At 59.7% G+C, this 12,122-nt stretch carries 13 protein-coding genes and 1 pseudogene; 5 read left to right on the forward strand and 9 right to left on the reverse strand.

Translation table 11 applies throughout. The features are described 5' to 3' along the window. Window positions 1–10 precede the first annotated feature (10 nt). Entirely contained in the window at window positions 11–163 is a 153-nt protein-coding gene (locus RBB80_RS05010; protein WP_433967177.1) for a tetratricopeptide repeat protein, read from the forward strand. Window positions 164–197: 34 nt separating this feature from the next. On the opposite strand, the gene RBB80_RS05015 is transcribed toward RBB80_RS05010, so the two are convergent. After that, a complete protein-coding gene (locus RBB80_RS05015) occupies window positions 198–1,592 on the reverse strand; it encodes a DUF2252 domain-containing protein (RefSeq protein ID WP_433967178.1) in 1,395 nt (464 codons plus the stop codon). Window positions 1,593–1,746: 154 nt separating this feature from the next. Here RBB80_RS05015 and RBB80_RS05020 point away from each other — a divergent pair. After that, a pseudogene (locus RBB80_RS05020) lies at window positions 1,747–2,037 on the forward strand (AI-2E family transporter); the annotation flags it as partial. On the opposite strand, the gene RBB80_RS05025 reads toward RBB80_RS05020, so the two are convergent. Continuing rightward, window positions 2,020–2,229, reverse strand: a complete 210-nt coding sequence (locus RBB80_RS05025; protein ID WP_433970141.1) for a hypothetical protein — start codon at window positions 2,227–2,229, stop codon at window positions 2,020–2,022. The pseudogene RBB80_RS05020 and the gene RBB80_RS05025 sit on opposite strands and share 18 nt — an antisense overlap. Between RBB80_RS05025 and RBB80_RS05030 the strand changes: the two genes are divergently transcribed. Further along, window positions 2,228–3,067 (forward strand): AI-2E family transporter, encoded by an 840-nt coding sequence (locus tag RBB80_RS05030; protein WP_433967179.1) that lies wholly within the window; start codon window positions 2,228–2,230, stop codon window positions 3,065–3,067. The two genes, RBB80_RS05025 and RBB80_RS05030, sit on opposite strands and share 2 nt — an antisense overlap. Before the next feature lie 531 nt (window positions 3,068–3,598). Then, window positions 3,599–4,285 (forward strand): CPBP family intramembrane glutamic endopeptidase, encoded by a 687-nt coding sequence (locus tag RBB80_RS05035; protein WP_433967180.1) that lies wholly within the window; start codon window positions 3,599–3,601, stop codon window positions 4,283–4,285. Window positions 4,286–4,360: 75 nt separating this feature from the next. Here the strand turns inward: RBB80_RS05035 and RBB80_RS05040 are convergent, their stop codons facing one another. The 5 genes from RBB80_RS05040 to lpxC all read right to left on the reverse strand — a co-directional run bounded on the left by RBB80_RS05040 (window position 4,361) and on the right by lpxC (window position 9,210). Further along, window positions 4,361–5,068: a CADD family putative folate metabolism protein gene (locus RBB80_RS05040; RefSeq protein WP_433967181.1), complete on the reverse strand. Its 708-nt coding sequence runs from the start codon at window positions 5,066–5,068 to the stop codon at window positions 4,361–4,363. Window positions 5,069–5,203: 135 nt separating this feature from the next. Continuing rightward, on the reverse strand, window positions 5,204–6,532 hold the full coding sequence (locus tag RBB80_RS05045) for an FtsX-like permease family protein (protein ID WP_433967182.1): 1,329 nt from the start codon (window positions 6,530–6,532) through the stop codon (window positions 5,204–5,206). After that, window positions 6,529–7,620 carry an ABC transporter permease gene (locus RBB80_RS05050; protein WP_433967183.1) on the reverse strand — a complete coding sequence of 364 codons (1,092 nt, stop codon included), beginning with the start codon at window positions 7,618–7,620 and terminating at the stop codon, window positions 6,529–6,531. Before RBB80_RS05050 ends, RBB80_RS05045 begins: the two co-directional genes overlap by 4 nt. Before the next feature lie 90 nt (window positions 7,621–7,710). Beyond that, window positions 7,711–8,196 (reverse strand): 2-amino-4-hydroxy-6-hydroxymethyldihydropteridine diphosphokinase, encoded by a 486-nt coding sequence (gene folK, locus RBB80_RS05055; RefSeq protein ID WP_433967184.1) that lies wholly within the window; start codon window positions 8,194–8,196, stop codon window positions 7,711–7,713. A gap of 96 nt (window positions 8,197–8,292) precedes the next feature. Then, window positions 8,293–9,210 (reverse strand): UDP-3-O-acyl-N-acetylglucosamine deacetylase, encoded by a 918-nt coding sequence (gene lpxC / locus RBB80_RS05060; RefSeq protein WP_433967185.1) that lies wholly within the window; start codon window positions 9,208–9,210, stop codon window positions 8,293–8,295. 152 nt (window positions 9,211–9,362) lie between these two features. On the opposite strand from lpxC, the gene RBB80_RS05065 reads away from it, so the two are divergent. Continuing rightward, complete coding sequence (locus RBB80_RS05065) at window positions 9,363–10,499, forward strand: M20 family metallopeptidase (RefSeq protein WP_433967186.1); 1,137 nt, start codon at window positions 9,363–9,365, stop codon at window positions 10,497–10,499. Between the two features lie 28 nt (window positions 10,500–10,527). Here RBB80_RS05065 and RBB80_RS05070 read toward each other — a convergent pair whose 3' ends face one another. Together RBB80_RS05070 and RBB80_RS05075 are read right to left on the reverse strand one after the other, a co-directional pair. Continuing rightward, entirely contained in the window at window positions 10,528–11,127 is a 600-nt protein-coding gene (locus tag RBB80_RS05070; protein WP_433967187.1) for a Maf family protein, read from the reverse strand. Between the two features lie 84 nt (window positions 11,128–11,211). Then, complete coding sequence (locus tag RBB80_RS05075) at window positions 11,212–12,120, reverse strand: D-hexose-6-phosphate mutarotase (protein ID WP_433967188.1); 909 nt, start codon at window positions 12,118–12,120, stop codon at window positions 11,212–11,214. Window positions 12,121–12,122: the final 2 nt, after the last annotated feature.

The raw sequence follows: 12,122 nt of genomic DNA on the forward strand, positions 1-12,122 counted from the left end.
GGTGAACACCATGCTCGGGAAGGCGCTCGATGCAAACGGCCGCCCGGAAGACGCGCTGCCCTTCTATCAGAAGGCGCTATCCCTGGCCAAGACGGTTCAACCCGCCTTCCAAATCTCATCCGTTGCAGACCTCGAGCAGCGGCTCAAAACAACGCAGAGATAACGCCGCGGCAGACAAGTCTCGTTTGACACACTCTTTACTTCACAGCTTTCTTCCCTGTCGTCTTCAGCGACTTCACCAGCTGCTTCCAATCCACCTCTGTCTGATCCGCGTAGGCCTCCGCAAACGCAACCACTGCGTCATCAAACCGCGCCGAAGTCCCCACATAGCCCGCCACCATCGCGCTATCCCCAGCCCGCGCATGCCCCCTCGCCAGCATCTCGCCGCAAAGCCCCGCATACTCCAGCAATCCGGCGGCCTTCAGATCCTCCAACTGAATCGAAGCCTTGTGATCGTTCAACTGCCTCACCAGGTAATCCCTGCCCTCCATCGTCGTCCATCCCAGAAACGGATCGGACTGCAACTGCATCGCACGCTCTCCGTTCACCACTCGCTGTCCCTGGTGCTGCTTTCTCCTTCCCTTCAGAGCCCCGGCAACGTAAGGCGCATATCCCGAAGCAACCTCCTCCTTGATCTGCAAAAACAGAGGATCTTTCGCTCCATTTCCCTCCATGAACACTACGTAGTCCCGCAACCCCACAGACCCGGTACCCACCACCTTGAACGCCACATCCATCGGCCGGTACTGCGCCAGAAAGTGCCTCCGCTCCGGCTGCAGACTCTCCGCATACATCGCCAGCGATCCAACCACCTGCTCCGCATGCGCTCCCGTCACCCGCTTCAGGTTTGGCGGAATCGTCCGAAACACTTGCTGCGGTGGCTCCGAACTCTTCGCCGCACCCTTCACCGTCCTGACGCCCTTCTTCGAGACCGAAGAACGCCCCTCCACCTCCGTCAACGTCAGCAACGTGTGTATCGGCGTAGCTCTCTCCGCCATCCGCAGAATCCCCGCCACCGGCGACACAGTTCCCAGCCGATGCACCTGGTACTTCGCCACCTCCAGCACAGTCATTCGCGCAAACGAGTGCATCATCGTCCGGTACCGCTCCAGAAACACCGTCGCGGCCTCCCTGCAATGCAGATTCTTCGCACCCGCCGCACGCCCCGCCAACACCAGGCTCGTCGCCATCCGCTTCACATCCCACTCAAACGGCGCAACAATCGTCTCGTCGAAATCATTAATATCGAACACCAGCCGCCCATCCGGAGCCGCAAACGCCCCCAGGTTCCTCACATGCGCGTCGCCGCAAAGCTGGTTGCAAATTCCCGTATTACCCACCAGCGACAGGTCATACGCCATCACCGGCACCGCCCCGCGAAAATACCCAAACGGCGACGCCGCCATCAACTCGTTCTTCAGCGCCACCAGCGATTGCACCCGTCCCCGCGTCGACACCTCCAGCAGCTTCAGTGGACTCTCCCGCCGCTGCTTAGCCATCCAGGTCTTATGGTGCAGCCGCTTCATCTGCTTCCGCCGCTCCTGTCCGAAGGTATAGCGTTCCTTCGCGCTCACCAGCTGCGTCTTGTCCATCGATCCTCCTCCAACAAATCTGCAACCCAAATCTGCAACCAAGACTCTAGCCTACGCTCGACGCAATAAACCCCCGCCCGTCAGCACGCTTGATGTATTCTTGCCCGCATAAGCGCAGAGCATCCATCAGGTCCCGCGAGGTCTCACAACTCCCATGTCCCGCGCTCGCACTACCGAGATCCCAAGGATTGAGCCTCTCCTCGTGCTCGGCGTCATCGTCCTGATCCTCTACTTCGCACGCGAGCTCCTCATCCCCCTCACCTTCGCGCTCACCTTGTCTTTCCTGCTCGCCCCAGCCGTCAGCCGCCTCGAAGCCCGACGAGTCCCACGCGTCCTCGCCGTCGCCACCATCGGCATCCTGGCCTTCCTCACCATCTTCAGCATCGGCTACGTCGTCTCCAGCCAGCTGCTCAACGTAGCCCGCACCCTACCCGCCTACCGTCTCAACATCCAGCAGAAGATGGCCACCGTCCACTCTCCCGCCGAACAGTCCCTCGAAAAGGCCTTCACCGCCGTCGAAGACATCAGCGGCGACATCACCCCTCATCGCCCCTGGCGCAACCCCCGTCCAGGTCCAGCCCGTCCGCGTCATCGATCCCAACCGCACCCAGCTCCAGACCACCACCGAGCTGCTCATGCGCTTCCTTCGCCCCATCGGTACCGTCGGTGTCGTCATCGTCTTCACCATCTACCTCCTCATGAAGCGCGAGGACCTCCGCCACCGCATCCTCCTGCTCGCCGGCATGGGCCGCATCAACCTCATGACCCAGGCCCTGCAGGAGGCCGCCACCCGCATCAGCCAATATCTCCTCTTCCAGACAGCCGTCAACGCCGCCTATGGCTTCCTCTTCGGCTCCGGCCTCTATCTCATCGGTGTCCCTAACGCAACGCTCTGGGGAGTCCTCGCCGGCATCCTCCGCATCGTCCCCTACGTCGGAACCGCCACCAGCCTCGCCCTTCCCCTCATCGTCTCCGTCGCCATCTCCACCACCTGGTGGCCGCCCATCCTCATCCTCTGCCTCTTCCTCGCGCTCGAGCTCACCGCCACCAACTTCGTCGAACCCTGGCTCTACAGCACCCGCACCGGCATCTCCTCCCTCGCGCTCCTCGCCATGGCCATCTTCTGGGCGCTCCTCTGGGGATGGCCCGGCCTCATCCTCTCCACCCCCTCACCGTCTGCATCGTCGTCATGGGCCGACACGTCCCGCAGATGTCCTTCCTCCACACCCTCCTCGGCACCGACGCCGAGCTCTCCGCCGAAGCCCTCTTCTACGAGCGACTCCTCGCCATGGATCAGCGCGAAGCCCGCGCCGTCGCCAACCGCTTCCTCGAAGGCAAGCCACTCGTCGAGCTCTACGACTCCGTCCTCATCCCCGCCCTCGCCCTCGTCGAGCAGGAGCGCCACCAGGGCAACCTCGACGACAAGCGCTCCGACTTCTTCTTCCTCACCATCGGCGAAATCGTCGCCGAACTAACCGACTACCACCAGAAAGAACCCGCGAACGCCCCTCCGATCGCCACCCCACGCCTCCCACGCGCCGTCGACAAAGAGTTCGCCGTCATCTGCATCTCCGTCAGCGACCAGGCCGACGAGCTCACCACCCTCATGCTCGTCCAGCTCATGGAGCGAGCCTCCCATCAAACACTCCTGCTCTCCGCCGCCTCCGTCTCAAGCGAAATCCTCGACTCCCTCGCCACCGAGCCCGACACCGTCGTCTTCATCTCCGCGCTTCCGCCCTTCGCCTTCTCTCAAGCCCGAGCCATCTGCCAGCGCGTCCGCTCTCATCTTCCCACCAACCGCATCGTCGTCGGCCTCTGGAACTCCGCCAACGACCCCGACCAGACCGCCGAACAATCCATCGAACGCTTCGGCAGCGGCAAACCCAACGTAGTCGTCAACTCCCTCGCCCAGGCCCTCCAACAGATCACGCACTGGCACCACCAACAGCACAGCCAGTACATGCGCTTCTGACCGTAATGACTCAATCCCCCGAATCCAAACTCGCGTGATAGAAAAGTCTTCGACGCTACGAGATCAGGACCCACCAGCTCTCTCCTCCAGGCAACGCCGCTTCGTGCTGCTTTCACCGATCCTGCTCATCGCCGCAGGCCACCTTACGGCGCGTGTATTTTCCGCCTCCATAGGAGCCTGGGCCTGGGTTCCATTGCAGCTGGTCTACTGGTCCGGGATGATTGCCGTTCTCTATTCCGTCAATGGTCTGTCGAACATCTTCGCGGCCTATAAAAGAAGCTCCGGATGGAGATCATGGTCGTCAGGCATCCTCATCGGCCTGATTCCCTGGCCCATCCTGCTCCTCCACCTCAGTCTGCTCCATTCCCCACTTCTTATCGTCTGCTGGATAGCTCTGGCCCTCATCAACCCATTCATCGAAGAGTCCTACTGGCGCGGCCTCTTCGGTGAAGTAACCGCGCGATGGCCTGCTTGGGCAGCACTTCTGTACCCAACGCTGTTCTTTGCAGCAGCCCATCCTCTGCAATGGGGAGTCTTTTCCGTTGGAAGTAGAAACTGGCAGATGGTTGTCGCGCTCATGATCATGGGAATCGCATGGAGCGCAACCTACCGTCAGACACGCAGTCTGCGTTCCAATACCTTCTCTCACATGCTGGTCGATCTCGGAAACATGAGCGTCTGGGTCTTTCTCAACCTTTACATTCCGCCCACGCGCCACTAGCTGCAAAGCCCATCGCTATTAAATCAAGAAGAGCCACGCATTCGAGCGTGGCCCTTATCGCAGATCGGTACTTCCTTAATTAACCGCCAGACGCTCCCGCTCCACGCCATCCAGCGCAACCCAAAGCGCCTTCGCCGCACGCTCTCCAGCCGCCAGCACCGCCTCTTCCTCCTCAGGCGCACCCGCAAGCTGCTTGTCGATCAATTCGCGCCACACACTCGCATGCGCAACATCAGCCGTCTGATGCAGCGTGAAATAACGCGCCGCCGCACCTTCTGTCCCATAGTGCTCCGCCAACCCTTCAGCCTTCGTCGTCGCAATCGCAGGCACCTTCGACTCATACGCATACAACGCCGCCATGGCAGCCGAAGCCTTCTCCTCCTGCATCAGCTCGCGGAACGTAGCCATCAGCGCCGCCATCTCCGGCTGCACCGCGCGCCCCTCAACCTCATCGCGAGTCGCACCCATTCCAGCAGCAAAATCCATCCACAGATCGCTATGCGGACGAGCCGTAGCCGCATCCACACCCTCTTCCTCCGCCAGATTGCGCAGAACCTCACGCCGCATCTCCCCATCCGGCAACCGCGAGTGCAGTGCACTCAGATAAGTCGGAAACGCCGACACATGATGCCAGTACTCCGCCGCATACTCCCGCAGATCCTCACGCGTCAGCTCACCCTTCGACCACGCCTGATAAAACGGGTGCTGCAACAAATTGAACGGAGCAACGCGCTCCTCGAAACGGCTCCAGAACCCAGCATTCCTCGAAATCGTCAAAGACATAATCAAGCTCCAATTCAAAAAATTCGCGCGCAGCAGAACCATACGTTGCGATGCTGTCAGTGTACCGCGCCCTCGCCATCACGTAGACGCATATGCGGAAATCTACTCCCGCCAATCCCATCTCCGAACCCCAGATCACTCAGCCCGAAGAGCCTCCGTCGGATCCACCGACGCCGCACGACGCGCCGGAATCACCGCCGCCGTCATCGCAATCAGAACAACTCCCGCAACCGTCGCGGCCACCGACAACGGATCGAAGCTGCTGGTTCCAAACAGCAATCCACGCACTACACGCGCAATCGCAAACGCCGCCACTCCCCCAGCAACCAGCCCAAACACAACAGGCCACGCGAGCTGACCAAGCACCAGACGCACAACATCTCCACGCGTCGCCCCAACCGCGATCCGAACCCCGATCTCCCGCGTGCGCTGTCCAATCGAGTAAGACAGCACGCCATACATCCCCACTCCGGTCAACATCAACGCCAGCAGAGCAAACACATCCAGCAGAATCGCCGTCACCCTCTGCCGCGCCACTGTGTCCGACAACACCTCGTCCATCGTCTGCACATGGTAGATCGGCTGCGTCGGATCGATCTCATGCACCGCCGCACGCACTGCCGACACCACACTCTCCGGAGCGATCTGCGTTCGCACCAGCACCACCGCATGCGTTCCAAAACCCGGCATATACATCACCGGTTCCGCCTCCGCACTCACGCCTACCTCGCGCGCATTCGACACCACGCCATAGATCGGAAACTTCTCCGGCTGCGGACTCAACACCCCCAGCAGAAGAGTCGTCTCCACCGGGTCTCTGCCGGCAAGATACCGATCCACGAAAGCCTGATTCACCACAAACAAAGCTGTACCCTTCTCCAGGTCCTTCTGCTCAAACAGCCGTCCCTGTCGCAGCCCGAGCCCCATCGTCTTGAAGTAGTCAGGACTCACAGTACGTATCTGCGCAAACGGAAACTTCCCTACCTCCGGCCGCGGCGCTCCCGCAATCAGGAAGCGCGACATCGAAAGCGAATCTTTCAGCGGAACCTGCGTAGTGCTCGCGACCGACAAAACTCCGGGCACATGCCCCACCTTCTCCAGAAGCTGTTCATAAAAACGATTCGTCTCCGGAGTCTCATCCTGATACCTCGGCTCCGGCAGCGTCACCTCGAAGCTAAGCATATGGTCCGTGCGAAATCCAGGATCGACCGCCGCAAGCCTCTGAAAGCTGCGCAGCAGCAACGCGCCAAGAAACAGCACCACCACCGCGAAGGCGATCTCAACCCCCATCAGCAGGCTCTTACCCCGCCTCCCTGTGCTGCTTTGGTCTCCCGGTCGCAGAGCCTCCACCAACTCGCGCGGCCTCTTCATCACCGGCAGCAACCCAAACACAAGCGCCATCAACGAACACACGCCAAACGTCACCAGCAGCACCGGCACACTCAATCGGATCGACTCAATCAACCCATGGTCACCCCCGCGGTATGCGACAGAGCAACCCGCAACAACGGCAGCGTCACCGCAGCAAAAGCCGTGCCCAATCCGCCTCCGAGCACACAAAGTATCAACGTCATCGTCAACGACTGGCCAAACAACCGCCCCCCGCTCGCCCCAAGCGCCTGCCGTATCGCAATCTGACGACGATCCGCCGCAGCTCTCACCATCAGCAGGTTCGCAACATTCGCGCACGCAATCAGCAACACCAGCACCACCGAGCCCATCAGGCTCAACATCGCAGGACGCAGCGCCCCCACAAGTTGCTCCCGCAAAGGCCGCAACACCACACCCACCGATCCATTCGTAGCCGGGTAGCTCAGCGACAAACCTCCGGCCACCGTCTGCATATCCGCCCGCGCCTCCGCCACCGAAACCCCAGGCCGCAGTCGCCCCAGCACATTCACCGTATGCCACACCCGCGACTCCTGCTCCTCCTTGCTCAGCAACGAGAGCGGCAGCCACACCTCGCCTGCGCCAGGAAACGCCGCGCCCGCCGCCAGCACCCCAATCACCGTATAGGCCGCTCCATTCAAATCAACCGTACGCCCAAGCACACCAGGGTCGCGGCCAAAGTACCGCTGCCACGCCTCCGCGCTCAGCACCACAACATGGTTGTTCCCCACGCTGTCATCCTGCTCCACAAACGTCCGACCAAGCTGCGGCGTCGCACCCAGAAGCGAAAAGAAGTTTCCCGACGCCAGCACCTTGCGCACCTGCTCAGCCCGGCCATCAACAGCGAGCGACAACGTCTCCGGCGCGCCAGTAGAGTAGGCTGACACCTGCTCAAAACTCTTCTGCTGCCGTCGCCAGTCCAGGTAGTCCGGAAACGTGACCTCAGCTCCAGCCGCCACCTGCGGGTGCGCCTCATAGATCCCCACAATGCGGTCCGCACTTTGAAATGGCAGCGACTTCAGCAGCAGGGCATACACCGCGCTAAAGATCGCAGCATTGGCTCCGATCCCCAAAGCAAGCGTAAGCACCGCCGCAACCGTGAATCCCGGTGCCCGACCCAACTGCCGCATCGCATAGCGAATATCTTTGAACAAGTTGTCCACTGGGGTGCCCGTCCTGTCAGGTAGACGATATGGCTAACCCATAGTCACGCGAAACAAAAATCAGCAGCAAGCCCAGCCCACTTCGGCGCCCTACACCCGCTCCAGCATCTCCTCCACCGTCAACCCCAGCACCGGATGCACCCACTCCGGCGCAATCTCCTTCAGCGGCTCAAGCACAAACCGGCGATCCTGCATCGAAGGATGCGGCAACGTCAGTTCCTCTGTCTCCATCACCACATCGCCCCACTCCCGATTGGCGTAAAGCAGCAGGTCGAGATCGATCACCCGAGGCCCCTTAGCCACGGCTGTAGCCCGGTCCCGCCCCATCGCCCGCTCCACCGTCAACAGCTCGCGCAGCAAAGCCACCGGCTCCAGATCAGTCTCGATCAGCAGCGTCCCATTCAGAAACCTCGGCTGCTCCACAACTCCCACCGGCTCCGTATCGTGAAACGAAGAGACTGCGGTCACCTCGCCCAACTCCCCAATCAACCCGACAGCCTGTTCGAGGTTCGCCTCGCGGTTTCCAAAGTCAGAGTCGAGGTTTGACCCCAACGCAATCGCCGCCACAGCCTTCATCTCAGCACCGCCCGAAGACGCGACTGAGCAGCCACACGAATCACCACATCGTCACCACAATCCACCATCACCGAACCACGCGTTTCGACCACAAAATCACGAAACCGTGGCTGGTTGCAGCTGGCCCATCACCCTGACCGGCTCCTCGACCTCGTCATACCCATGCGCCAGCTCCCACGCCGACCTGTCTCGCATAAGTCGTTGCACAAGAGCGGTATGCATCGCATGTCCAGCCCGCTCAGCCACCACATGGCCCTGAATCCGACGCCCCGCCAATGCCAAATCCCCAATCAAATCCAGCACTTTGTGCCGAACAAACTCATCATGGAAGCGAAGTGGCCCATTTTCAACACCTCGCCGCGAAAGAATGATGGCGCTTTCGTTCGAAACCCCACGAATCAGCCCCATATCCCGCAACATAGCCTCATCTTCTTTAAATCCGAAGGTACGCGCCGGAGCAATTAATTTTACATAGTCCCCGGTCGCAAGATCGCCCCTAAACGTCTCATAACCAATAGGTTGCGGGAAATCAATCGTATATTGAATCCGATAGCCTGACCCCGGATAGACCCCAATAAACTTCGATCCGTCCCGAACCTCAACTTCCTTCAAAATCTTCAGATATTCCCGCTTCCTCCTCTGTTGCTTAAGCCCCACAGAATGAAACGCTTGCACGTAAGGCAAAGAGCTTCCATCCAGGATCGGAACCTCCAGATTATCCACCTCGACGATCACGTTATCCACACCATAGCCGATAAGTGCAGAGAGCAAATGTTCGGTAGTTGAAATCAAAACGCTCTGCCGCATCAGGCTCGTCGCATAGCTCACCTTGGCAACGTTTCGCCCGATCGCAGCGATCTCAAAATTGTCTAAGTCTATGCGACGAAAGACGATACCAGACCCCGCCGGCGCCGGGACCAATCGCATCAGCACAGCCGCCCCGCTATGCAAGCCGATACCGCTGAACTCTATCTCCGAACGAATTGTCTGCTCAAAGTGAGCTTCCAATGCCACGAGTAGGCGTCTCCGGAAAGAACCATCACCGACATTACAGCGAAAAGAACTCTTCCCGGTGTGGCAAATAAGCCACAGTTCGCTCCGAGGATGACTACTTTTTCCTCAAGAAGCCGATCCACTAATCCTTTTGCTTGCTATAACATCCGTCCATGGAAGCCAAAACGATCCTCAACGCCACCCAGAACCAGGACGGGTGGATCGAAGACACCCTCCGAGATCTCGTTCAGCAGGAATCTCCAAGTGAAGACCCGCAGGCAGTTAACGCAGCTGCCGACCTTGTCGAACAGTGGGCTGCAGCGATCGGTGCCCGATCCAAACGCCATAAACGGCGCCAATTCGGCGACGTCCTGGAGCTCCACTTCGGCCCGTCGCGCTCCAGACAAAGACCTGTCCTCCTTCTAGGCCATCTCGACACCGTCTGGCCCCTCGGCACACTCAGGACAATGCCGTGGCGAAAGGCGAAGGGGCGGCTTTCCGGACCGGGCGTACTAGATATGAAAGCCGGTGTAGTAATGGCTCTCGCCGCTATCAACACATTGCAACAGTTGAAGTTAGCTCGCCCAATAACGCTTCTGCTGAACAGTGACGAAGAGGTCGGGAGCAGCATCTCGCGACCGATAACGGAGAAGCTGGCCAAAGAATCGTCTGCCGTCCTGGTCCTTGAACCGGCTCAGGGGTTGGCTTATAAGACTGCCCGAAAGGGCGTAGGTCAATACAATGTAGAGGTTACAGGAGTCGGAGCGCATAGCGGGGTCGACTTCGAGCGCGGACATTCGGCGATCCTGGAACTCACAAAACTAGTCCAAACCATCTCCGGATTCACAAATCTGCAGCGCAAACTAACGGTAAATTGTGGTGTGATTGCCGGTGGAACGCGGTCCAATGTCGTCCCGTCGCTCGCTTCAGCGGAGATCGACGTCCGTATCGCGAAGGCCAGCGACGCCGCCTACGTCGACAGACTTTTCCGCAAACTCAAAGTCTCAGACCCCCACTGCAAACTCACGATTACCGGCGGCATCAACCGTCCCCCGATGGAACGCAAACCGGGAACAATCGCGCTCTTCAAAAAGGCGCAGGCACTCGCAGCCGAAATTGGCTTTGCCCTTGAGGAGGCATCTACCGGCGGCGGCTCCGACGGCAACTTCACCGGTGCGCTCGGAGTGCCAACGCTCGACGGGATGGGCGCGGTAGGTGACGGCGCACACGCCGCCCACGAGTCTGTCGTCATCGAACATCTGGTGCCCCGAACGGCTCTGCTCGCGGCGATGATCGCCAGCATCGAATGAGCAGCCCCGGCATCAGCAAGTCGTCGACCTAGACCTTCTCCACAACAGGCGTATCCGATTCGGCCTGAGCAAGCAACGCCATGGTGCGAGCGATAGGCAGTCCGACAACATTGAAGTAGCAGCCCTCGATACGCGGTATCCACCGTGCTGCGTAGCCTTGAATCGCGTAGGCCCCGGCCTTATCGAGCGGCTCTCCGCTGGAGATGTATCTTCCAATCTCCGCGTCAGTGATTACGTTGAAAGTCACATGGGTAATGTCGAGATCGCGCACCGTCTTTTTCGCCGTGATCGCAGCGATGCCCGTCAACACCGCGTGCGTGCGCCCGCTCAGCAGCTCCAGCATCCGTCGTGCATCGGCACTGTCCGTAGGCTTGCCCAGAATGTGTCCATCCACAACGACGCACGTATCCGCGCCAAGAACAACCAAGGGGTCCTCAGATCCGTCCGTGAATCTATGAGCGTTCCACACAGCTTGCGCCTTCTCTTCGGCAAGCCGTTGAACATAAGCTGCGGCAGCCTCATTCGGCAACAGGTCTTCGCTGAGATTTGCGGCCTCGGCACTAAACGTAAGACCTGCCTGCGTGAGAAGTTCGTGACGACGTGGAGAAGCAGAGGCAAGGATGAGCATCACCCTCTGAGACTATCGACACCGCGGCCGATCTGCAAAATCTCCACTCCGAACTCTCACGCAACTCCCGCCTAACGAAGTCCGCTAGGCACTAAGCTCTTCTACTGAAACCCGAGCCTGCATGATGTGCGTAGCGCCTGGAGCGAGCGTGATCGCATCGGTCGCCGCGTTGACCGTCTCAATCGCGACAAACTCATGCCACTCCGTCGGGTCCATATCCGCCAGCTTTGCCGCTCCCGACTCCCAGGGGTTCCACACGACAGTAGTGTTGGAGCCAGTCTTCGCGACGGCAATGCGGCGCCTCCCGGCGTGATCATTCAACTTGCAGGTGCCGGTCGTATCCAGGTAGACGCGATCGGTCGGACCCGTCACAGTGATATCGCCATGCTGCAGCTTCTCTTTCAGACCATCGACTTTATCGAGATAGCTGACTCCGTCCAGACCTGTAATGGCGATCTCGTGCACATCCGCGACAGCATAGTAAGTATGCAGCGCCTCCTCAAAGACGAGGGGCGTATCCGCATCGTTAGCCACTGTCAGCTGCATCGTCAGGGTGCGTCCGACGGTGAGCTGGTAGGCAAGACGGAAGTGATCGTACCCAAGACTGCGGCTGAGATCGTTAGGCCCAAGCGTAAAAGTGAGGTGCAGATCGTCCCCAGCCAGCGCAGCAAACGCGAGTGTCCAGTCCTGAATCCGTGCGAATCCATGTGAAGGTCCTGTCTTTCCGTCATGACGCGTCGCAAACCACGGAAACGCAATCGGTACTCCGCCTCGAATTGCCTTCCCCGGTGCGAAGTCGGTCTTGCGGCTGGTAAAGATCGCAGGCTGATGGCCCGCAGGCTGCCACGCTGTCAGGTGAGCACCTTGCAGGTAGACTGTCGCCGTCGCGTGTGGCGTCGTAATGTCGGCACGTACAAGGCCACCTTCCGTTGCGTGAAATGCGAGAACACCCGGCAGGCCAAAGTGTTCGGTCAGTTGACTGATATCCATCATTT

Source organism: Tunturiibacter gelidiferens (assembly GCF_051013345.1).
GTDB classification, from domain to species: Bacteria; Acidobacteriota; Terriglobia; order Terriglobales; family Acidobacteriaceae; genus Edaphobacter; species Edaphobacter gelidiferens_A.

What these genes read in the sequence shown, in the direction of transcription:
- RBB80_RS05010 (WP_433967177.1), top strand. Translation starts at nt 11, where the DNA reads ATGCTCGGGAAGGCGCTCGATGCAAACGGCCGCCCGGAAGACGCGCTG.
- RBB80_RS05015 (WP_433967178.1), bottom strand. Translation starts at nt 1,592, where the DNA reads ATGGACAAGACGCAGCTGGTGAGCGCGAAGGAACGCTATACCTTCGGA.
- RBB80_RS05030 (WP_433967179.1), top strand. Translation starts at nt 2,228, where the DNA reads ATGCGCTTCCTTCGCCCCATCGGTACCGTCGGTGTCGTCATCGTCTTC.
- RBB80_RS05025 (WP_433970141.1), bottom strand. Translation starts at nt 2,229, where the DNA reads ATGAGCAGCTCGGTGGTGGTCTGGAGCTGGGTGCGGTTGGGATCGATG.
- RBB80_RS05040 (WP_433967181.1), bottom strand. Translation starts at nt 5,068, where the DNA reads ATGTCTTTGACGATTTCGAGGAATGCTGGGTTCTGGAGCCGTTTCGAG.
- folK (WP_433967184.1), bottom strand. Translation starts at nt 8,196, where the DNA reads ATGAAGGCTGTGGCGGCGATTGCGTTGGGGTCAAACCTCGACTCTGAC.
- RBB80_RS05065 (WP_433967186.1), top strand. Translation starts at nt 9,363, where the DNA reads ATGGAAGCCAAAACGATCCTCAACGCCACCCAGAACCAGGACGGGTGG.
- RBB80_RS05070 (WP_433967187.1), bottom strand. Translation starts at nt 11,127, where the DNA reads ATGCTCATCCTTGCCTCTGCTTCTCCACGTCGTCACGAACTTCTCACG.
- RBB80_RS05075 (WP_433967188.1), bottom strand. Translation starts at nt 12,120, where the DNA reads ATGATGGATATCAGTCAACTGACCGAACACTTTGGCCTGCCGGGTGTT.